The organism is Diaphorobacter sp. J5-51, assembly GCF_001023515.1.
Taxonomy (GTDB): Bacteria; Pseudomonadota; Gammaproteobacteria; order Burkholderiales; family Burkholderiaceae_C; genus Diaphorobacter; species Diaphorobacter nitroreducens.
In genome coordinates this window covers 167,087-188,032 of the sequence record NZ_JSYI01000130.1, presented here as the reverse complement: position 1 = coordinate 188,032, position 20,946 = coordinate 167,087, and the positions used below count along the sequence as shown (strand labels likewise).

At 68.9% G+C, this 20,946-nt stretch carries 17 protein-coding genes, 1 tRNA gene and 1 pseudogene; 9 read left to right on the top strand and 10 right to left on the bottom strand.

What is annotated here, in order from left to right:
* Nucleotides 1–4: 4 nt before the first annotated feature.
* The 5 genes and pseudogenes from OX89_RS16500 (at nt 5) to OX89_RS16480 (ending at nt 3,988) form a co-directional block, all read left to right on the top strand.
* Nucleotides 5–982, top strand: a complete 978-nt coding sequence (locus OX89_RS16500) for an acetyl-CoA carboxylase carboxyltransferase subunit alpha (RefSeq protein ID WP_011804898.1) — start codon at nt 5–7, stop codon at nt 980–982.
* A 153-nt stretch (nt 983–1,135) separates the two neighbouring features.
* Nucleotides 1,136–1,447, top strand: a pseudogene (locus tag OX89_RS16495) (chemotaxis protein); the annotation flags it as partial.
* 89 nt (nt 1,448–1,536) lie between these two features.
* Complete coding sequence (gene tilS / locus OX89_RS16490) at nt 1,537–2,544, top strand: tRNA lysidine(34) synthetase TilS (RefSeq protein WP_047351421.1); 1,008 nt, start codon at nt 1,537–1,539, stop codon at nt 2,542–2,544.
* Between the two features lie 37 nt (nt 2,545–2,581).
* The gene (locus tag OX89_RS16485; protein ID WP_047351420.1) at nt 2,582–3,850 is read left to right on the top strand and encodes an aspartate kinase; all 1,269 of its coding nucleotides are present in this window, start codon (nt 2,582–2,584) and stop codon (nt 3,848–3,850) included.
* 45 nt (nt 3,851–3,895) lie between these two features.
* Nucleotides 3,896–3,988, top strand: a tRNA-Ser gene (locus tag OX89_RS16480).
* A 65-nt stretch (nt 3,989–4,053) separates the two neighbouring features.
* Here the strand turns inward: OX89_RS16480 and OX89_RS16475 are convergent.
* Together OX89_RS16475 and metE are read right to left on the bottom strand one after the other, a co-directional pair.
* Nucleotides 4,054–4,512: a CopD family protein gene (locus OX89_RS16475; RefSeq protein WP_199856270.1), complete on the bottom strand. Its 459-nt coding sequence runs from the start codon at nt 4,510–4,512 to the stop codon at nt 4,054–4,056.
* A 76-nt stretch (nt 4,513–4,588) separates the two neighbouring features.
* Nucleotides 4,589–6,958 carry a 5-methyltetrahydropteroyltriglutamate--homocysteine S-methyltransferase gene (gene metE / locus OX89_RS16470; RefSeq protein ID WP_047351446.1) on the bottom strand — a complete coding sequence of 790 codons (2,370 nt, stop codon included), beginning with the start codon at nt 6,956–6,958 and terminating at the stop codon, nt 4,589–4,591.
* Between the two features lie 97 nt (nt 6,959–7,055).
* On the opposite strand from metE, the gene OX89_RS16465 reads away from it, so the two are divergent.
* Entirely contained in the window at nt 7,056–7,985 is a 930-nt protein-coding gene (locus OX89_RS16465) for a LysR family transcriptional regulator (RefSeq protein ID WP_011804903.1), read from the top strand.
* Between the two features lie 46 nt (nt 7,986–8,031).
* On the opposite strand, the gene OX89_RS16460 is transcribed toward OX89_RS16465, so the two are convergent.
* The 5 genes from OX89_RS16460 to OX89_RS16440 form a co-directional block, all read right to left on the bottom strand.
* Nucleotides 8,032–8,895: an oxaloacetate decarboxylase gene (locus tag OX89_RS16460; RefSeq protein ID WP_047351418.1), complete on the bottom strand. Its 864-nt coding sequence runs from the start codon at nt 8,893–8,895 to the stop codon at nt 8,032–8,034.
* A gap of 451 nt (nt 8,896–9,346) precedes the next feature.
* Nucleotides 9,347–10,549 (bottom strand): 2-methylaconitate cis-trans isomerase PrpF, encoded by a 1,203-nt coding sequence (prpF, locus tag OX89_RS16455; protein ID WP_047351417.1) that lies wholly within the window; start codon nt 10,547–10,549, stop codon nt 9,347–9,349.
* A gap of 13 nt (nt 10,550–10,562) precedes the next feature.
* Complete coding sequence (gene acnD, locus OX89_RS16450) at nt 10,563–13,235, bottom strand: Fe/S-dependent 2-methylisocitrate dehydratase AcnD (protein WP_047351416.1); 2,673 nt, start codon at nt 13,233–13,235, stop codon at nt 10,563–10,565.
* Nucleotides 13,236–13,341: 106 nt separating this feature from the next.
* Nucleotides 13,342–14,502: a 2-methylcitrate synthase gene (gene prpC / locus OX89_RS16445; RefSeq protein WP_047351415.1), complete on the bottom strand. Its 1,161-nt coding sequence runs from the start codon at nt 14,500–14,502 to the stop codon at nt 13,342–13,344.
* Entirely contained in the window at nt 14,499–14,915 is a 417-nt protein-coding gene (locus tag OX89_RS16440; RefSeq protein ID WP_047351414.1) for an acyl-CoA thioesterase, read from the bottom strand. The genes prpC and OX89_RS16440 overlap by 4 nt, the downstream gene beginning before the upstream one ends.
* A gap of 101 nt (nt 14,916–15,016) precedes the next feature.
* Between OX89_RS16440 and OX89_RS16435 the strand changes: the two genes are divergently transcribed.
* Both OX89_RS16435 and OX89_RS16430 read left to right on the top strand, forming a co-directional pair.
* A complete protein-coding gene (locus tag OX89_RS16435; protein ID WP_047351413.1) occupies nt 15,017–16,489 on the top strand; it encodes a short-chain fatty acyl-CoA regulator family protein in 1,473 nt (490 codons plus the stop codon).
* 136 nt (nt 16,490–16,625) lie between these two features.
* Nucleotides 16,626–16,928 carry a hypothetical protein gene (locus OX89_RS16430; protein WP_011804910.1) on the top strand — a complete coding sequence of 101 codons (303 nt, stop codon included), beginning with the start codon at nt 16,626–16,628 and terminating at the stop codon, nt 16,926–16,928.
* A 136-nt stretch (nt 16,929–17,064) separates the two neighbouring features.
* On the opposite strand, the gene OX89_RS16425 is transcribed toward OX89_RS16430, so the two are convergent.
* The 3 genes from OX89_RS16425 to OX89_RS16415 all read right to left on the bottom strand — a co-directional run bounded on the left by OX89_RS16425 (nt 17,065) and on the right by OX89_RS16415 (nt 19,793).
* Nucleotides 17,065–17,490 carry an RNA-binding S4 domain-containing protein gene (locus tag OX89_RS16425; protein ID WP_047351412.1) on the bottom strand — a complete coding sequence of 142 codons (426 nt, stop codon included), beginning with the start codon at nt 17,488–17,490 and terminating at the stop codon, nt 17,065–17,067.
* Nucleotides 17,491–17,530: 40 nt separating this feature from the next.
* Nucleotides 17,531–18,934 (bottom strand): sensor histidine kinase, encoded by a 1,404-nt coding sequence (locus OX89_RS16420; protein ID WP_047351411.1) that lies wholly within the window; start codon nt 18,932–18,934, stop codon nt 17,531–17,533.
* Nucleotides 18,935–19,106: 172 nt separating this feature from the next.
* Nucleotides 19,107–19,793: a response regulator gene (locus OX89_RS16415; protein ID WP_047351410.1), complete on the bottom strand. Its 687-nt coding sequence runs from the start codon at nt 19,791–19,793 to the stop codon at nt 19,107–19,109.
* 147 nt (nt 19,794–19,940) lie between these two features.
* Between OX89_RS16415 and OX89_RS16410 the strand changes: the two genes are divergently transcribed.
* Nucleotides 19,941–20,900 carry a tripartite tricarboxylate transporter substrate binding protein gene (locus OX89_RS16410; protein ID WP_047351409.1) on the top strand — a complete coding sequence of 320 codons (960 nt, stop codon included), beginning with the start codon at nt 19,941–19,943 and terminating at the stop codon, nt 20,898–20,900.
* Nucleotides 20,901–20,946: the final 46 nt, after the last annotated feature.

Sequence of the window (20,946 nt, the reverse complement as noted above, 5' to 3'; positions counted from 1 at the left end):
CAAGTTGGCGAAAAAGACCTTTCTGGACTTCGAGCAGCCCATTGGCGAGCTGGAATCCAAAATCGAAGAACTGCGCTATGTGCAGAACGAGAGCGCGGTGGACATCTCCGAGGAGATTGACCAGCTCAGCAAGAAGAGCCTGCAGCTCACCAAGGACATCTACAGTGACCTGACCCCCTGGCAGATCACGAAGATCGCGCGCCATCCGGAGCGCCCGTACACCATGGACTACGTGCGCGAGATCTTCACGGATTTCGTGGAAATGCACGGCGACCGGCACTTCGCGGACGACCAGTCCATCGTGGGGGGCCTCGCGCGCTTCAACGGTCACGCCTGCATGGTGCTGGGCCACCAGAAGGGCCGCGACACCAAGGAGCGCACCGCGCGTAACTTCGGCATGAGCCGGCCCGAGGGCTACCGCAAGGCCCTGCGCCTGATGAAGACGGCCGAGAAGTTCAAGCTGCCCGTGTTCACTTTTGTCGATACGCCCGGTGCATACCCCGGCATCGACGCCGAGGAGCGCGGCCAGTCCGAAGCCATCGGCCGCAACATCTACGAGATGGCCCAGCTGGAAGTGCCGATCATCACCACGGTGATCGGCGAAGGCGGATCCGGCGGCGCGCTGGCCATCAGCGTGGCCGACCAGGTCATCATGCTGCAGTACTCGATTTACTCGGTCATCAGCCCCGAGGGCTGCGCGTCCATCCTCTGGAAGACCAGCGACCGCGCGCAGGACGCCGCCGAGGCCATGGGCATCACGGCGCACCGCCTGAAGGCCCTGGGTCTGGTGGACAAGATCGTGAACGAGCCCGTGGGGGGCGCGCATCGCGACCACAAGCAGATGGCCGCCTTCCTCAAGCGTGCCCTGGGCGATGCCTACCGCCAGCTGTCGGACCTCAAGCCCAAGGAACTGCAGGACCGCCGCTACGAGCGCCTGCAGAGCTACGGCCGTTTCACGGACACCAAGGCGGACAGCCGCTAAGGAGGGAGGCGCACGCGCGCTCAGCGTCGCGCCGATCCTTGAAAAAAGGTGGGGGAATCCCCGCCTTTTTTTGTGACTTACTTGTATCAAAACGTATTATCTTTCCTCGTGCGGACGCGCATCGCTGCAGGAAGAAGGGTTACGTATGTCTCTGTGGAAGTCTCTCACGATGCGGGCACCACCATGGCGGACATCGTGCAGTCGGTGCAGCGCGTCACGGACATCATGGCCGAGATCACCGCTTCCACAAACGAGCAAAGCACCAGCATTGGCGAGGTAGGCCAGGCCGTGGCGCAGTTGGATCAGATGACCCAGCAGAACGCCGCACTGGTGGAAGAAAGCGCCGCAGCGGCGGCCAGCCTCAAAGACCAGTCCGTACGCCTGTCCGACGTGGTGGGTACCTTCCGGCTGCACGACGAGGCCGCAAGCGCCGGTCGGGCGGCGCCGCTGGCACTGCAGCGCTAGCGTGGCGGGGCGCTGGCGCGCGCCGATAATCGGGCCGCCATGCCTGCCCATACGCCACCGCGCCCGCACTGCCGCCGCAGGAGGGACGCTTGACCCAGTCGTTCGACGCCGCAGTCGCGGCCTTCCGGCCCCGTCTGCCCCTGGCCGTGGCCCTCAGCGGCGGCGCAGATTCGACGGCACTGCTGTTGGCCTGCGCAGCGCGCTGGCCGGGGCAGGTGGTGGCTTTCCACGTGCATCATGGATTGCAGGCGGCGGCCGACGGGTTTGAGCAGCATTGCGTGGCCTTGTGTGAGCGGCTGGGCATACCGCTGTGGGTGCGCCGCGTGGATGCGCGCCATGCTGCCGGACAAAGCCCCGAGGATGCGGCACGCCAGGTGCGTTACAAGGCTTTTGAGGCGTTGGCGCTTGACTGTCAAGCGCAAATAGCTATAAAAACAATAGCGATGGCGCAGCATGCGGACGACCAGGTCGAGACATTGCTGCTCGCCCTATCGCGGGGCGCGGGCGTAGCCGGGCTTGCCGCCATGCCGGCGCAGTGGCAGCGCGCGGGCATGGACTGGTGCAGGCCGCTGCTGCGCGTGGCAGCCGCCGACGTGCGCGCCTGGCTGGTCGCGCGTGGCGAGCGCTGGGTGGAAGACCCGACCAACGCCGACGAGCGCTTCACGCGCAACCGCATCCGCCGCCAGTTGTTGCCGGCGCTGCAGCAGGCGTTCCCGCAGTTTCGTGACACCTTTGCGCGCAGTTGCGAACACGCGGCGCAGGCCAGCGAGCTGCTGCAGGAACTGGCCGCCGCCGATGCAGCGGCCATCGGCCAGCCGCCCCGCATCGCGGCGCTGCGTGCATTGGGAAGGGCGCGCCAGGCGAACGTGCTGCGCCACTGGCTGCGCGTGCACCACGCCACCACGCCTACGGCCGCACAGCTGAACGAATTGCAGGACCAGTTGGCCGCATGTGCCACGCGCGGGCACCGCATTCACCTGAAGGTGGGCGGGGGCTATGTGGTCCGCGAGGCGGAGGTGCTCGGTTGGTACAATCAACAGGTTTTGGTCCCCATTTCCGCACGGGACGGCGGCGCGCCAGAACAGCTTTTGCAATAGCGCCGCGCATCTGCGTCCCTGCCATTCCAGAAATTCCATGGCACTGATCGTTCATAAATACGGCGGCACCTCGATGGGCTCCACCGAGCGCATCCGCAATGTCGCCAAGCGCGTGGCCAAGTGGGCGCGGGCCGGCCACCAGATGGTGGTGGTACCCAGCGCCATGAGTGGCGAGACCAACCGCCTGCTGGGCCTGGCCAAGGAGCTCACGCCCTCGCGCATTACCTCCGCCTACCACCGCGAGCTCGACATGCTGGCCGCCACGGGTGAGCAGGCCTCGTCGGCCCTGCTGGCCATCGCGCTGCAGGCCGAAGGCATGGAGTCGGTGAGCTACGCCGGCTGGCAGGTGCCCGTGCGCACCGACAACAGCTATACCAAGGCGCGCATCGAGTCCATCGACGACAAGCGCGTGCGCGCCGACCTGGACGCGGGCAAGGTCGTCATCGTCACGGGCTTCCAGGGCATCGACGAGGGCGGCAACATCACCACGCTGGGCCGCGGCGGCTCCGACACCTCGGCCGTCGCCATCGCCGCCGCGATGAAGGCGCACGAATGCCTGATCTACACCGACGTGGATGGCGTGTACACCACCGACCCGCGCGTGGTGCCCGAGGCGCGGCGCCTGACGACGCTGAGCTTCGAGGAAATGCTGGAGATGGCCAGCCTGGGCAGCAAGGTGCTGCAGATCCGTTCGGTGGAATTTGCCGGCAAGTACAAGGTGCCGCTGCGCGTGCTCTCCAGCTTCACGTCCTGGGACATCGACATCAACGAGGAAGCCAAGTCCGGCACCCTGATCACCTTTGAGGAAGACGAACAAATGGAAAAAGCCGTCGTATCCGGCATCGCTTTCACCCGCGACGAAGCCAAGATCTCCGTGATCGGCGTGCCCGACACCCCCGGTATCGCCTACCAGATCCTGGGCGCGGTGGCTGATGCCAACATCGATGTGGATGTCATCATCCAGAACATGGGCAAGGAAGGGAAGACCGACTTCAGCTTCACGGTGAATCGGAATGACTACCAACGCACCATCGATCTGTTGAAAGACAAGGTGCTGCCCCAACTGGGCGCCGAGGAAATCGTGGGCGATGCCAAGATCGCGAAGGTCAGCATCGTCGGCATCGGCATGCGCAGCCATGTGGGCGTGGCCAGCAAGATGTTCCGCGCGCTGAGCGAAGAGGGCATCAACATCAAGATGATCTCCACGTCGGAAATCAAGACCTCCGTGGTGATCGACGAGAAGTACGTGGAACTGGCCGTGCGTACGCTGCACAAGGCGTTCGAGCTGGACCAGGCTGCCGCCTGAAGTTTCGCCGAAATGGCCTTGAAATGAGGCTACAATAGCGGGATTGGAAACGTGACCGAGTGGCCGAAGGTGCTCCCCTGCTAAGGGAGTATGGGGTGTAGAGCCTCATCGAGGGTTCGAATCCCTCCGTTTCCGCCAAACAAAAAACGCGCCTTCATGGCGCGTTTTTTTATGCCGGCGGCGATGTGGTGCCGCCGCGCGTCTCACATCAGCAGCGTCAGCACCACAATCACTACGCCGATGAGCAGGTTCACGCCAACCCAGGCGCGGATGCTTGCCAGCGCCAGGCCGCCTGCCGGCCAGTCGGAGGCGGCGACGGCCTGCTCCAGGCGGCTGAGCAGCGCGAAGTAGATGTAGGCGAAGATGCCCATCATCACGATGCCGAGGGTCGCCATGATGGTCCAGTCCAGCGGCATCGAGAACGCGCCGCCCGCACCGATGCTCACCGCGCCGATCATGCCCAGCCCGCTCGTCAGCACGGCCACGATGGCGATGGCGACCGCGCCCAGGAAGCGCTGCAGCACGCCGTGCATCAGCGCCACGCGCTGCGGCGGCTCCAGCATCTGTACGGCGGGGCGCAGGAAGAAATGGGCGAAGACCATGCCGCCGATCCAGACGATGATCGACAGCACGTGGGTGAGCTTGAGGGCGTTATAGAGCATGGCGGCGCATTGTGCCGCCATGCCGGTCGATGCGGGCCATGCACTGACGCGGCGCAGGGTTGATGGTTGCCCGCCGTCAAGCGGAGGCCATGGCGGAGCGCAGTGCCCGCGCGGCCTGCACCATGTGGCGCAGCGCGGCCTCGGTCTCGGGCCAGTTGCGGGTCTTGAGGCCGCAGTCAGGATTGACCCAGAGGTTGCGTGCGGGCACCACCTCGGCCGCCTTGCGCAGCAGGCGCGCCATCTCCTGCGAGCCGGGTATGCGTGGCGAATGGATGTCGTAGACACCGGGGCCGATCTCGTTGGGGTATTTGAAACTGCCGAAGCCACGCAGCAGTTCCATGTCGGAGCGGCTGGTCTCGATGGTGATGACGTCGGCGTCCATGGCGGCGATCTCGGGCAGGATGTCGTTGAACTCGCTGTAGCACATGTGGGTGTGGATCTGCGTCGTGTCCTGCACGCCGCAGGCGCTGATGCGGAAGGCCCGCGTGGCCCAGTCCAGGTACGGTTTCCAGCCTGTGCGGCGCAACGGCAGGCCTTCGCGGATGGCGGGCTCGTCAATCTGCACGATGGCGATCCCGGCCGCCTCCAGGTCCGCCACCTCGTCACGAATGGCCCAGGCAATCTGCTCGCAGGTGCGGCTGCGCGGCTGGTCGTCGCGCACGAAGGACCATTGCAGGATGGTCACCGGCCCCGTGAGCATGCCTTTCAGGGGTTTGTCCGTGAGGCTTTGGGCGTAGACGGTCCAGTCGACCGTCATGGCATGCGGGCGGGCCACGTCGCCGTAAAGCACCGGGGGCTTGACGCAGCGCGAGCCGTAGCTCTGCACCCAGCCATTGGCCGTGAAGGCGAAGCCGTCCAGCTGCTCGCCGAAGTACTCCACCATGTCGTTGCGCTCGGCCTCGCCGTGCACCAGCACGTCCAGGCCCAGTTCCTCCTGCTTGCGCACGGCGTGTTCGATCTCGGCGCGCATCTGTGCCTGGTATTCGGCCTCACCCAGTACGCCACGGCGGTGGGCCGCACGTGCTGCGCGGATGGCCGGGGTCTGAGGGAAGGATCCGATGGTGGTGGTGGGCAGCGGCGGCAGACGCAGGCGCGCGCGCTGCGCCTGCTGGCGTATGGGGAAGGGCGAGCGGCGCCGGTCGCAGCCCTCGGGTGCCGCCTCCAGGCGGGCGGCCACGGCGGGGCGGTGCACGCGCGGGCTGGCGCGGCGGCTGGCGATGGCGGCGCGCGCGGCGGCCAGGCGCGGGTCGCTGCCGGCCACGCGGCCGTCCAGCAGGCCGGCGATCAGGGCCACCTCGTCCAGCTTCTCGGTGGCGAAGGCGAGCCAGCCGCGCAGCTCGGGGTCCAGCGCATCCTCGCCCGCCAGGCTGACGGGCACATGCAGCAGCGAGCACGAGGGCGCCACCCACAGCGGTCCGGTGTGTTTGGCGGCCACGGGGCGCAGCAGGGCCAGGGCCGCGTCGGGGTCGGTACGCCAGATGTTGCGACCGTCCACCACGCCCACCGACAGCACCTTGTAGGCCGGCAACCAGTCGGCCACGCCCGTCAGCTCCTGCGGGGCGCGCACGGCGTCCACGTGCAGGCCGGCCACGGGCAACTGGCAGGCCAGGCGCAGATGGTTCTCCAGGGGCGAGAAGTAGGTGGCCAGCAGCACCTGTGGGCCGGCCTTGCCGAGTTGCCAGTACGCGGGCTCGAAGGCCTGCGTCCAGCTGGCAGGCAGGTCCAGGCCCAGGATGGGCTCGTCGATCTGCACCCACTCCACGCCCTCGGCCTTCAGGCGCGCGAGTATCTGCGCGTACACGGGCAGCAGGCGGTCCAGCAGGTCCAACCGGTCGAATGGGGCTTCGCCTTTCTCCTTGGACAGCCAGAGGAAAGTGAGCGGCCCCACAAGCTGCGCCTTTACGCGGTGGCCCAGCGCCTGCGCTTCGGCCACTTCGGCGAACAGGCGCTCGCTGCCCAGGCGGAACGCAGTGTCGGCGTGCAGTTCGGGCACGAGGTAGTGGTAGTTGGTGTCGAACCACTTCGTCATCTCCAGCGCGGGCTGGCCTTCGCCGGGATGCGGCGCGTGCGCACAGCCTGCGCCGCAGGTGCCACCGGGGGCGTGGTCGCCATGGCCCGACAGCGTCTGCACGCCCCGCGCCATGGCGAAGTAGCGTGCCAGCTCCGGCGTGCCGGGGGTGAAGCCAAACCGCGGGCTTTCGCAACCCAGCAGTTGGATGTGGTGGGCCATGTGGTCGTAGTAGGCGAAGTCGCCCACGGTCGCGAACGCCAGGCCCGCGTCGCGCTGGGCCTGCCAGTGGCGTGCGCGCAGTTGGGCGCCCACGGCTTCGAGCGCGGCGGCGTCGATCTCGCCGCGCCAATGGCGCTCCAGCGCCAGTTTCAGTTCGCGCTGCGCGCCCATGCGGGGAAAGCCCAGCGTATGGGTGAGGATGGGGGAGGCGGCCATGGTGCGGAAGTCCTTTTGCAAGAGAAAACCGCGATGGTCGGCCAAGTGTGTTTATGATTCAAACGAAAGTTTTGTCTTTTCAACTTGAATAGTTTTAATAATGCAATCCATCCTGGAGATCCGCCATCTGCGCACGCTGCAGGCCCTGCGTGATAGCGGCAGCCTGGTGCGGGCGGCGCAGCTGCTCAACCTCACGCAATCGGCGCTGTCGCACCAAATCAAGCTGCTGGAGGACCGCTACGGCACGCCGCTGTTCGAGCGCAAGTCCGTGCCGCCGCAGTTCAGCGCCACCGGCGCGCGGCTGCTGCAACTGGCCGACGCCGTGCTGCCGCAGGTGGAAACGGCTGAGCGTGACGTGGCGCGCCTGTCCCAAGGGCAGGGCGGGCAGATGCGCATCGCCGTGGAGTGCCATACCTGTTTCGACTGGCTGATGCCCGCCATGGACGCCTTCCGCGCACGCTGGCCCGAGGTGGAACTGGACATCGTGAGCGGCTTCCACGCCGACCCCGTGGGCCTGCTGCACCAGGGCCGGGCGGACCTGGCCATCGTCTCCGAGCTGGACGCCGGGGAGGCGGGCGCCGTGGACTACCACCCCCTGTTCGGCTTCGAGATCCGCGCGTTGCTGGCCCACGGCCACCCGTTGCTGGACAAGCCCTTTCTGCAGGCGCAGGACTTCGCGGACCAGACCCTCATCACCTATCCGGTACCCGACGAGATGCTGGACCTCGTGCGCCAGGTGCTGGAGCCCGCCGGCGTGCGCCCGCCCCGGCGCACCACCGAGCTGACGGTGGCCATGCTGCAGCTCGTGGCCAGCGGCCGGGGCGTGGCCGCCCTGCCACTGTGGGCGGTGCAAGGCTACCTGGACCGGGGCTACGTGGCCGCGCGCCCCATCGGCGCGCGGGGCCTGCGCGGCGAACTGCACGCGGCCTGCCTGCCGCAGCTCTCGCCCAGGCCCTTCCTGCAGGACTTCGTGCGCGTGACGCGCGAGACGAGTTTCGTCACGCTCAAGGGGGTGGAGTTGCTGTAGTTTTGATAGCTGCTTGCGCTTGTCCAGTAAGCGCTAGCGCCTGATTTCATGCGTATTTCTTTTCGAGCGCATCCCAGAACGGTCTGCCCACCAGCCGCTGGCGCTCGGCGAACGGGGCGACCAGCGTGGGGTCTTCGCGCACCTCGCGCGCGTCGCGCAACTGGGCCAGCACTTTTTGCATGCCGGCCACGGCGCCTTGCAGCGCGGCGTTGGCGTACAGCACGAAGCCGTAGCCCAGGCGACCCAGTTCTTCGGCGCCCACGATGGGCGTCTTGCCGCCGATGACCATGTTCATGAGCTGGGGCACTTGCAGGCGCTGGGGCAGGGTGCGCACCTCGTCGGCGGTGGTGACGGCCTCGACGAAGAGGATGTCGGCGCCCGCTTCGGCGTACGCCTGCGCGCGCTCCACGGCGGCGTCGAAGCCCTGCACGGCGGCGGCGTCGGTGCGCGCCATGACCAGCAGCAGGCCGTCGCGCCGCGCATCCACAGCGGCGCGGATCTTGCCCACCATCTCGCTGGTCTCGATCACGGCCTTGCCGCTGAAGTGGCCGCAGCGCTTGGGGCTCACCTGGTCTTCGAGCTGGATGCAGTCGGCGCCGGCGCGCTCCAGCGTGCGCACGGCGTGGTAGGTGTTGAGGGCGTTGCCGAAGCCCGTGTCCGCGTCCACGATCAGCGGTAGCTCCACCGCGTCGCGGATGCGGGCCGTGTGGTCGGCGATATCGGTCAGGCCCATGAAGCCCTGGTCGGGCAGGCCGAACCCCATGTTGGTGACGCCCGCGCCGGTGACGTAGAGGGCCTCGTAGCCCAGATCTTCGATGACCTTGGCCGACAGTGCGTTGAACGCGCCCGGCACGATGACGCCGCGCCGGGCTTCGGCCAGGGCCTTGAGTTGTTGCTTGGTGGACTGCATGGCTGTTTCCTTCAGGGAGGGTGCTCTGCGCGCGCATGGAACGCATTGCTGAAATCGGGTGCGCCCCCGGCCGGGGCTAGGGCCTGTTCACACTATTTTTGCCAGATGCGTTGCGATCAAAAAGGGCCAGGCGCAAGGCGCCAAACGAAGCTGGGGTGCTACCCCAGCGAGGCTTGGCAACGCCGCGAATGGCCCTTTTTGATCGCAACCCGGAGGGAACGGAGTGAGAACCGCGCCATTCGTCGTTGCCCTCCTAGCCAAGGCCCCGGCCTTGGCGTCGTCACGCGCCTAGATTGGCGCGGTTTTCACGCCATTCGCACTGGCAAAAATAGTGTGAACAGGCCCTAGCGGCCGCGGCGCGGGGGCCTGTGCCGGCCGCGCCGCGCTGCCGCGCTGGCGGCGTCCCCCATGCCGCGCGAAGCGTGGGAGAAGGGGGACATGACGAAGTTGCTCACGGGGTTGGCGGCACTCTCACCCAGCCTTCCATCAGGGTGCGGGCGCTGCGGCTCATGAGGGCCTTGGTGACGCGCCACTGGCCGTTCACCAGCGCGGCCTCGGCCCCCACGCGCAGCGTGCCCGAGGGGTGGCCGAACCGCACCGATCCCGGCACGGCGGTGCGCGGGCCCCCGCGGGCCGCCTGGTGGACCAGCGTGCCGGGGACGGCGGCAGCGGCGCCGATGGCCACGGCCGCCGTGCCCATCATGGCGTGGTGCAGCTTGCCCATGGACAGTGCGCGCACCAGCAGGTCGATGTCGGCCGCGCGCACTGCCGTGCCGCTGGAGGCGACGTAGTCCGCTGGCGGCGCGACGAAGGCGAGTTTGGGCGTGTGCTGGCGCGTGGCGGCCTCTGCCACGTCGTGGATCAGGCCCATCTTGACTGCGCCCCAGGCGCGGATGGCCTCGAAGCGGGCCAGGGCCGCGGCATCGCCATTGATCGCGTCCTGCAGCTCGGTGCCGGTGCAGCCGACGTCCCTGGCGTTCAGGAAGATGGTCGGGATGCCCGCGTTGATGAGCGTGGCCTGCAAGCGGCCCACGCCTGGCACGTCCAGCGTATCGACCAGCTGGCCGGTGGGGAACAGGGCACTGCCGCCGCCTTCGCCTCCTTCACCGCCATCGGCCGGGTCAAGGAATTCGAGCAACACCTCGGCGGCGGGGAAGGCCACGCCGTCCAGCGCAAAGTCGCCCGTCTCCTGCACCTGGCCACCTGCGACGGGTACGTGGGCGACGATGGTCTTGCCGATGTTGGCCTGCCAGATGCGTACGGTGCACACGCCGTCGTGCGGAATGCGCCCGGGCGCGACCAGGCCGCTGGCGATGGCGAATGGCCCCACGGCGGCCGACAGGTTGCCGCAGTTGCCGCTCCAGTCCACGAAGGGGCTGTCGATGGCGACCTGGCCGAACAGATAGTCCACGTCATGCCCGGGCCGGGTGGAGGGTGAGACGATCACCGCCTTGGACGTGGACGAGGTGGCGCCGCCCATGCCGTCGATCTGTTTGCCGTAGGGGTCGGGGCTGCCGGTCACGCGCAGCAGTAGCGCGTCGCGCGCTGCGCCGGGCTGCTGCGCCGCCGCGGGCAAATCCTGCAGGCGAAAGAACACGCCCTTGCTGGTGCCGCCGCGCAGGTAGGTGGCGGGGATCCTGATCTGTGGTGCCATGTTTGCTCTTGTTTTAATAGCTGGTTGCGCTTGTCAGACGGGCGCTGGAAGCTGATTGGGCCAGAAAGTCCTGGGCGAAGCGCTGCAGCACGCCCCCTGCTTCATAGACCGAGACTTCCTCGGCCGTGTCCAGCCGGCAGGTGACGGGCACCTGCTGCGTCTCGCCCTGCGCGCGGCGGATGGCAAGGATGACGGTGGCGCGCGGCGTGAGGGCACCGGCCACGTCGTAGGTTTCGGTGCCGTCCAACTGCAGCGTGTGGCGGTTGGTGCCGGGCAGGAACTCCAGCGGCAGCACCCCCATGCCGATGAGGTTGGTGCGGTGGATGCGCTCGAAGCCCTCGGCCACCACCGCCTCCACCCCCGCCAGCCGCACGCCCTTGGCGGCCCAGTCGCGGCTCGACCCCTGGCCGTAGTCGGCCCCGGCAATGATGACCAGCGGCTGGCGGCGGTGCAGGTAGGTCTCGATGGCCTCCCACATGCGCGTCACGCGGCCCTCGGGCTCGATGCGGGCCAGCGACCCCTTCTTCACCTGGCCATCGACCACGGCCATCTCGTTGACGAGTTGCGGGTTGGCGAACGTGGCGCGCATGGCCGTGAGGTGGTCGCCCCGGTGCGTGGCGTAGGAGTTGAAGTCCTCCTCGGGCACGCCCATGCGGGCCAGGTATTCGCCCGCCGCGCTGGCGGGCAGGATGGCGTTGGACGGCGAGAGGTGATCGGTGGTGATGTTGTCGCCCAGCAGCGCCAGCGGGCGCATGCCCTGGAGGGTGCGCGGGTAGGCGGCCAGCGCGCCCACGCCTTCGGCGTCCCAGTAGGGCGGGCGGCGGATGTAGGTGGACTGCGGGCGCCAGTCGTACTGCGGCGCGGCGCGCTCGCCATCGCCCTTGCGCAGGGCGAACATGGGTTGGTACACGGCGCGGAACTGTGCGGGCTTCACGGCGCTGGCGACGATGGCGTCGATCTCCTCGTCGCTGGGCCATAGGTCGTTCAGGCGGATTTCGCGGCCCTCCACCACGGCCAGCACGTCGCGCTCGATGTCGAAGCGCACCGTGCCCGCGATCGCGTAGGCCACCACCAACGGCGGCGACGCCAGGAAGGCTTGGCTCGCATAGGGGTGGATGCGCCCGTCGAAGTTGCGGTTGCCCGAGAGCACGGCGGTGGCGTAGAGCTTGCGGTCAAGGATCTCCTGCTGGATGCGCGGGTCCAGCGCGCCGCTCATGCCGTTGCAGGTGGTGCAGGCAAAGCCCACGATGCCAAAGCCCAGCGCCTGCAGATCAGGGAGCAGGCCGGCCTCCTGCAGGTACAGCTCCACCGCCTTGGAGCCGGGCGCGAGCGAGGTCTTGACCCAGGGCTTGCGCCGCAGGCCCAGGCGGCGGGCGTTGCGCGCCAGCAGGCCGGCGGCGATCACGTTGCGCGGGTTGCTGGTGTTGGTGCAACTGGTGATGGCGGCGATGACGACCGCGCCGTCGGGCAGCAGGCCCCTGGCTTCCTCGGCGCGGGCCCTCTCCAGTTTGCTGGCGTCGGCAATGCCGCGCTCCACCAGCGCGGTGGTGGGCAGGCGCCGGTGCGGGTTGCTGGGACCGGCCATGTTGCGCACCACGCTGGACAGGTCGAAGTGCAGCGTGCGCTCGTACCGCACCTCGCGCAGGGTATCGGCCCACAGACCGGCGGCGCGGGCGTAGGTCTCCACCAGCCGCACCTGGTTTTCCCCGCGGTCGGTCAGGCGCAGGTAGGCCGTGGTCTGCCCATCGATAAAGAACAGCGCGGCGGTGGCGCCGTATTCGGGGCACATGTTGCTGATGGTGGCGCGGTCGCCGATCGACAGGCTGTCCGCGCCCTCGCCGAAGAACTCCACGTACGCGCCCACGACCTTCTCCTTGCGCAGGAATTCGGTCAGCGCGAGGGCAATGTCGGTGGCGGTGATGCCCGGCTGGCGCTTGCCGGTGAGCCTGACGCCCACGATGTCGGGCAGGCGCATCCAGCTGGCGCGGCCCAGCATCACGGCCTCGGCCTCCAGCCCGCCCACGCCCACGGCGATCACGCCCAGCGCGTCCACATGGGGCGTGTGGCTGTCGGTGCCCACGCAGGTGTCGGGAAAGGCGACCTTGCCCTGTCCATCGTCCTGCACGTGCACGACGGGCGACATTTTTTCCAGATTGATCTGGTGCATGATCCCGTTGCCCGCCGGGATGACCTGCACGTTGGCGAAGGCCTTCTTCGTCCACTCGATGAAGTGAAAGCGGTCCTCGTTGCGGCGGTCCTCGATGGCGCGGTTCTTGGTGAACGCCTCGGGGTCATGGCCGCCGCACTCCACGGCCAGCGAGTGGTCCACGATGAGCTGCACCGGCACCACCGGGTTCACGGCGGCGGGGTCGCCGCCCTGCTGGGCGATGGCATCGCGCAGGCCCGCCAGATCGACCAGTGCGGTCTGGCCCAGGATGTCGTGGCACACCACGCGCACGGGGTACCAGGGAAAGTCCAGGTCGCGCCGGCGTTCGATCAGCTGGCGCAGGTAGTCCGGCAACTGCGCCGGGTCGGCGCGGCGCACCAGGTTCTCGGCGTGCACGCGGGCGGTGTAGGGCAGCGTGGCCCAGGCGCCGGGGCTGAGCTGCTCTACGGCCTCGCGCGCGTCGTAGAACTGCAGCGCCGTGCCGGGCAGGGGTTTGCGGTGGGCGGTGTTCGTGGTCATCGTGGTGCTCTTGTTTTGATAGCTGCTGGCGCTTGCCTGTCAACAAATCTCATGCAAAAAGTGCTGGAAATCCACTAACGGCAAGCGCTGCCAGCTATGGTTTTTGTCAAACGCGTTCCTCGATGGGCACGAACTTCTGGTCGTCGGGGCCGGTGTAGTGGGCGCTGGGGCGGATGATCTTGTTGTCCGCGCGCTGCTCGATCACGTGCGCCGCCCAGCCGCTGGTGCGGGCAATGACGAACAGCGGCGTGAACATGGCGGTGGGCACCTGCATCATGTGGTAGCTCACGGCGCTGAACCAGTCCAGGTTGGGGAACATCTGCTTTTCCTGCCACATCACGCGCTCCAGCCGCTCGGCGATGTCGTACATCTTGGTCGAGCCGGCGGCATCCGACAGGCGCTTGGCCACGGCCTTGATGACCCCGTTGCGCGGGTCGCTCACGGTGTAGACCGGGTGGCCGAAGCCGATCACCACCTCCTTGGCCTGCACGCGGCGGCGGATGTCGGCCTCGGCCGCGTCGGGCGTGTCGTAGCGCTTCTGGATCTCGAAGGCCACTTCGTTCGCGCCGCCGTGCTTGGGCCCGCGCAACGCACCGATGGCGCCGGCGATGCAGGAATACAGGTCGCTGCCCGTGCCGGCGATCACGCGCGCGGCGAAGGTGCTGGCGTTGAACTCGTGCTCGGCGTACAGGTTCAGCGACGTGTGCATGGCGCGCACCCAGCCGTCCGAGGGCTTGTCGCCGTGCAGCAGGTGCAGGAAATGCCCGCCGATGGAGTCGTCCTGTGTCTCCACCGCGATGCGCCGGCCCGAGTTGCTGAAGTGGTACCAGTACAGCAGCATGCTGCCCAGCGATGCCAGCAGCCGGTCCGCGATGTCGCGGCTGCCGGCCAGGCTGTGGTCGTCTTTCTCGGGCAGGGCGCAGCCCAGGGCGGATACGCCGGTGCGCATCACGTCCATGGGGTGGCTGGCCGCGGGCAGTTGCTCCAGAGTGGCCTTCACGCTGCCGGGCAGGCCGCGCAGCGCGCGCAGCCGGGCCTTGTAGGCGCGCAGTTCGGCGCGCGTGGGCAGCTTGCCGTGTACCAGCAGGTGGGCGATCTCCTCGAACTCGCAGACCTCGGCGATGTCCAGGATGTCGTAGCCGCGGTAGTGCAGATCGTTGCCGCTCCTGCCCACGGTGCACAGCGCGGTGGTGCCGGCGGCCACGCCCGAGAGGGCGACGGATTTCTTGGCCCGCGGGAGGGCGGTTGCGGTGTCGGTGGTGCTCATGGAGTCTCCTGTCGGAAGGGGTGTGGCGGGGTGTTCAGGTAGGTATGCCCGATGGCCGTGGGCCGCCCGTGGGCGTTCACGGCCACCATCTCGAAGACGCCCTGCAGGGCCAGCTCGTCCGGGCAGCCCGGTGCCTGGGCCAGGCCGTGCACGCACACGGTGAGCGAGCTGCGCCCCACGCGGCTGACCCAGGCGCGCAGCGCCAGCGCCCGCCCCACGGGCACGGGGGCGCAGAACTGCACGCCGGTGACGGCGGCCATCACCACGTCGCAGCCGGCGGCGTCGCGCGCGGCCAGGAAGGCGGCGCGCGCCATGCGCTCCAGCCCCTGGCCGGCGAACAGCGTGCCGTGGTGGTTGGCATGGGCGGGGAAGACCATGTCGCGGGTTTCGAGGGTGCCTGCGGGGCTTGTCATGCTTCGCAATCTACGCACAATGGATGCCCCCCGTAAGCCCTGAATTGGCGAACGATTGCGAAGGCTTGCGGGGTGTTTTGCAAAGTTTGCGAAAGATTGGAATGAAAAAGACCTTCATGGGTGTGCGCTTGCGCCGCCTGCGCGAGGAGAGGGGCCTGACCCAGGTGGCGCTGGCGCGGGCGCTGGAGATTTCCGCCAGCTACCTGAACCAGATCGAGCAGAACCAGCGCCCGCTGACGGTGCCGGTGCTGCTCAAGATCAACGCCGTGTTCGGCGTGGACGTGCAGCACTTTTCTGAGGGCGACGAGGCGCGCCTGATCGCCGGCCTGCGCGACGTGCTGGCCGACCTGCCGCCCGGCGCGCCGGCCGATGCCGTCTCGCTGGCCGAGGTGCGCGAGCTGGCCGCCAACATGCCCGCCGTGGCGCGCGTGCTGCTGGCGCTGCACCGCGGCCGCGCCGAGGCGCGCGAGCGCCTGGAGGCGCTGGCCGCGCACTACGGCGACGAGCGCGGCGGCGCGGCCAGCACGGCCCAGGCGCCGCCCATGGCGTATGAGGAGGTGCGCGACTTCTTCTTCGCGCGCCACAACCACATCGCCGAGCTGGATGACGCGGCCGAGCACCTGGCCGCCCAGTGGCGGCTGGTGCCTGGCGCGGCCGGCGCCGCACTGCAGGCGCAGCTGGAGCAGGCCCACGGTGTGCGTGTCGCGCTGCTGCAGGGCGGCGACGGCGACGAGGCAGGCGAGGGCGCCGCCGTGCAGCGGCGCTTCGATGCCGCCGCACGCGTGCTGTACCTGTCGCCCACGCTGCAGGGCGCGCAGCGGGCTTTCCAGATGGCGACGCAACTGGCCTTTCTGGAAGTGCCGCACCTGCTGCAGCACAGCGTGCAGGGAGCGGCGCTGTCGGGCGAGGCGGCGCGCACGCTGGCGCGCATCGGCCTGGCCAACTACTTCGCGGGCGCGCTGCTGCTGCCCTACGGCGCCTTCTTGCGGACGGCCGAGGCGCTGCACTACGACATCGAGCGCCTGGGCCAGCACTGGGGCGTGGGCTTCGAGACGGTGTGCCACCGCCTGTCCACCCTGCAGCGCCCCGGCGCGCGCGGCGTGCCGTTCTTCTTCATCCGCGTGGACCGGGCGGGCAACATCAGCAAGCGCCAGTCGGCCACGCACTTTCACTTCAGCAAGATCGGCGGCACCTGCCCGCTGTGGAACGTGTACGAGGCCTTTGCCCAGCCCGGGCGCATCGTGCGGCAGCTGGCGCGCATGCCCGACGGGCGCGTGTACCTGTGGATCGCGCGCACCGTCACGCGCAGCACCGGCGGTTGGGGCGCGCCGGGCAAGACCTTCTCGGTGGCGCTGGGCTGCGATGTGCAGCACGCGGGCCAACTGGTCTATGCGCGCGGGCTGGACCTGGCCGACCCCGAGGCGCCGGTGCCCATCGGCATGGGCTGCAAGGTGTGCGAGCGCACCGCATGCCCGCAGCGCGCGTTTCCGCCGGTGGGCCGGCCGCTGGAGGTGAACGAGGACATGGCGGGCTTTACGCCGTACCGGGTCAGCGGGGCGGCCAAGGGCGCCTGACAGCGCGGGACCAGGCGCCGGCGCAACGCCGTCGGGCCGGCTGTGTCCTACACCGTGATGCGCCCCTGGCGAACCGCCCCGCCGCAGCGGGCGTGTCTACCATGCGTGCATCTTTTTTCGGCAAACGAGGTGGGATGTGAGCCATTGGTACACGCTGCAACTGGGCAACGAGCAACAGGCCTTCGAGCCCCTGCGGCAGATTCAGCAGGTTTTCATGGCGAGGTTCCTCATGGCGCAGCCCGGCACGGGGCGGGCGCTGTTCTCGCACTTCGATGCGGCCGAGGACCGCGTGGTGCTGTTCTTCTCGCCCGCGGCCGCGGACATTGCCGTGCGCTTTCGCGCATCGCCGTGTGACCGGCCCGCGCAGGACCTGGTGCTGCTGGCGGGAGAGGGTGACGCATGGCATGACGCGGCGCAGGATGAGCGCCTGGCGGCCTGATCTTTGGGCATAGCGCTTTGGGCATAGCTTCGGGCATAGCGCACACGCCCCGTGTGGGCGCGCTGTGCTTTCGCGTCGTGGGGCTTTGGCGGCTGGCTGCCACAGGCTGCGGCGCTGTGCCCAAGCCATGCCCATCTCAGTCGTCGATGGAGGCGCTCCAGCGGTCGTCCCAGTCATGGCGCAGGTGGTCCATGGAGCGGCGGTCGCGCTTGGTGGGGCGGCCCTCGCGCAGCGCGGCGGCCGGCTCGGGCGCCAGGCGTCGCGCTTCGGCGGCCTGGGCGCGCGCGGCGAGGCTTTCGGGCGTTTCCTCATAGAGCTGCTGCGCCACGGGTGCCGGGCCGCGGAAGTTGCTCAAGGCGCGCACCACGACCGTGCGGGCGACCGCGCCCTGGCGCAGCGCGACGGTGTCGCCCGCGCGCAGTTCACGCGCGGCTTTGGCCGCCTGGCCGTTGACGGTTACGCGGCCTTTGCCGATCTCTTCCACGGCGAGGCTGCGGGTCTTGTAGAAGCGCGCGCACCACAGCCATTTGTCCAGGCGCATTGCATCGGGCGGTGTCGTCATCTGCGTGATTTTGCCTGGGGCGGCGTGCGTGAAAAACGGTTCAGGCGCCGGCCAGTGGCAGCCGCACCACGGCGTCCAGGCCCAGCACGCGGCCGTCCGCCTGGCGATTGGCGAGGGCGATGCTGCCACCCAGCGCGTGCACGATCTCCTGGCAAATCGCCAGGCCCAGGCCCGAACCCGTGCGCACGTCGCCGGCCGAAAACGGTTGGAACAGCCGCGCCGCCAGTTCGTCGTCGATGCCGGGGCCGGCGTCGGCCAGGGTGAGGACCGCCTCACCGTCCTCGCGGTGCAGCGTGACGGCGAGTTCGGTGCCGGGCGGTGCATGGCGTATGGCGTTGTGCAGCAAGTTGCGGCACAGCTCGCGCAGCATCCACTCGTGCGCGTGGATGGGCGCGGCGTCGGTAGTGATGCCGAAGTCCAGGTCGCCCTGTGCGATCAGCGGCGACAGTTCCAGCGCCATCTCGCGCAGCACTGTGTCCAGCCGCGTCACGGGCACCTCGCCCTGCTGGCGCAGCTGCTCCACTTTGGCCAGCGCCAGCATCTGGTTGGCCAGCTGCGTGGCGCGGTCCACGGTGTGGCCGATTTCCTGCAGCGCCTGCGTGGGCGGCAGGTCGCCGCGCAGGGCGGACTGCACCTGCGTCTTGAGCACGGCCAGCGGCGTGCGCAGCTGGTGTGACGCGTCGCGCACGAAGCGCTGCTGGTGGGCGAGCAGGCGCGACAGGCGCTGCATGACCGCGTTGGTGGCGTCGATCAGCGGCTGCAACTCGCGCGGCGCGGTGGGGGCGGCAAGGGGGGCCAGGTCGCCTTCGGTACGTGCCTGCAGGTCGCTGCTCAGTTGGCGCACCGGTTGCGTGGCGCGCTGCACCACCAGCACCACGATGCCCGCGATGAGCGCCAGCAGCAGCGCCTGGCGCGCCAGCGTGGTGTGCAGGATCTGCAGGGCCGCCGCTTCGCGCAGCTCCAGTGTTTCCGCCACCTGGATCACGGCCATGCCGCGGCCCTCGCTGCTGGCCACGGGCTGCAGCAGCACGGCCACGCGCACGGGCTGATCGCGAAAACGGTCGTCATAGAAGTCCACGAGCGCCGCATAGGGCGGGCGCTGCGGGATGGTGCCGTGCCAGGCGGGTAGTTCGGCAAAGCCGGAAATCAAGTCGCCGCGCAGGTTGGACACGCGGTAGAACATGCGGCTCTGGTTGTCGGCCTCGAAGGCCTCCAGCGCCGCGTAGGGCACGATGGCGCGCAGCTCGGCCATGTCGTCCCAGCCGCGCACGTCCAGCTGCTCGCTGATGGTCTTGGCCGAAGCCAGCAGCGTGCGGTCATAGGCAGTGTGCAGCGCGGCCAGCGCCTGGCGGTGCAGGCTGTAGGTGTTCACGCCCACGAAGAGCAGCGTGGGCAGCAGGATGCCCACGAGCAATTGGCGGCGCAGCGACTGCGGGCGCGTCATGCCGCCACCCGGCTGCGTTGTGCGTGGTGGGGAGCCTGGCGCACAGGCGCGCCGGCTCCTGTCCGGTGGCGGTGGCGCAAACCATGCCAGCGCGCGCCGCGCAGCGGGCCCGGCCGGGCCTGCGGCATCGCCCGCCTGGGGGCGGAAGGCGCGCAGCGACTCACGGGCTGTTTCATGTCTCTGACTTGAGCAGGTAGCCCAGGCCGCGCAGCGTCATCAGGGCCACGCCGGTGCCTGCGAGTTTTTTGCGCACGCGGTACACCACCACTTCGATGGCCTCGTACTGCACCTCGCTCTGGCCGGGGAAGACCAGCTCATACAGCCGCTCCTTGGCGACTGCGCGCCCCGGCTGGGCCAGCAGGGTGCGCAGCAGCGCCAACTCCCGCGGGGTGAGGTCCATGGGCGCATCGTGCAGATAGATGGCGCCGCTTTCTTTTTCATAGCGCAGGGCGCCCATCACCAGGGCGTTGGAGGCCTGTTTGTCATCTGCCGCATCGCCGCCGCTGCGGCGCAGCAGGGCGCGCAGCCGGGCCTCCAGCTCGTCCAGGTCGAAGGGCTTGGGCAGGTAGTCGTCGGCCCCCGCGTTCAGGCCCAGCACGCGGTCGCCCACGGTGCCGCGCGCGGTCAGCAGCAGCACGGGGGTGCGCAGGCCGCCGGCGCGTGCCTGTTGCAGTACCTGCAGGCCGTCCAGGCCGGGCAGGGTGAGGTCCAGCACCACGGCGTCGGGCGGGTGCGCGCGCCATTCGGCCAGCGCGGCGCGCCCGTCCGCAAGGGCGGTGACAGCCATGCCGCGGCGCGCCAGCGAGCGCTGCAGCGTAGCCTGCATGGTGGCGTCGTCTTCGACGAGAAGCAGTTGCATCCGCGGATTAGAACGCGTTTGCGGCGGGTGGCGGTTGGCGCGCAGATCTCGGTGTTAACCCTGGTGCCGTGGACAGCCGTTTGACAGCTTGCGCGCGCATCATCGCGCCGGTCAGCGTTCCCTTTTTCTAACAAGCAAGGAGACAACATGCGTCGCGATACCTTTCTCAAGTCGCTGGCGGCACTGGCCGCCGCGGGCAGCCTGCCGCTGTCGGCCCAGGCCGCCGTGGCCATCAAGATGATGCTGCCCGCCAACCCCGGCGGCGGTTGGGACACCACGGGCCGCGCCCTGGGCAAGGCCCTGCAGGATGCGGGCGTGGCTTCCAGCGTGACCTATGACAACAAGGGCGGCGCAGCCGGCGCCATCGGCCTGGCGCAGTTCGTGAACGGCTCCAAGGGCGACCCGAACGCGCTGATGGTGATGGGCGCCGTGATGCTGGGCGGCATCATCACCGGCAAGCCGCCGGTCAACCTGAGCCAGGCCACGCCGATCGCGCGGCTGACCAGCGAATACAACGTCTTCGTGCTGCCCGCCAACTCGCCCTTCAAGAGCATGGCCGAGGTGGTGGCGCAGCTCAAGAAGGACCCCGGCAGCGTGAAGTGGGGCGGCGGCTCGCGCGGCTCCACCGAGCACATCGCGGCGGCCATGATCGCCCGTGAAGTGGGGGTGGACCCGGCGCGCATCAACTACGTGGCTTTCCGTGGGGGCGGGGAGGCGACGGCGGCCATCCTGGGCGGCAACGTCACAGTGGGTGGCAGCGGCTACAGCGAGTTCTCCGAGTACATCGCCGCGGGCAAGATGAAGCCCATCGGCGTGACCTCGGGCCAGCGCCTGAAGGGCGTGAACGTGCCCACGCTCAAGGAGCAGGGCATCAACGTCGAGATCGGCAACTGGCGCGGTGTGTACGGCGCGCCCGGCATCACGGCCGAGCAGCGCAAGGCGCTGGTGGCAATGGTGGAGAAGGCCGTCAAGAGCAAGGCGTGGGCCGAGGCGCTGGAGAAGAACGGCTGGACGCCCGCGTGGCTGGCCGGCGACGACTTTGCCAACTTCGTGGACAGCGAGTTCGCCAGCCTGCGGGCCACCATGGTGAAGTCGGGCATGGTCTAAGCCTGGCGGCGCCGCAGTGTGCTGCGGCGCTCCTCTTTTGAGAGCT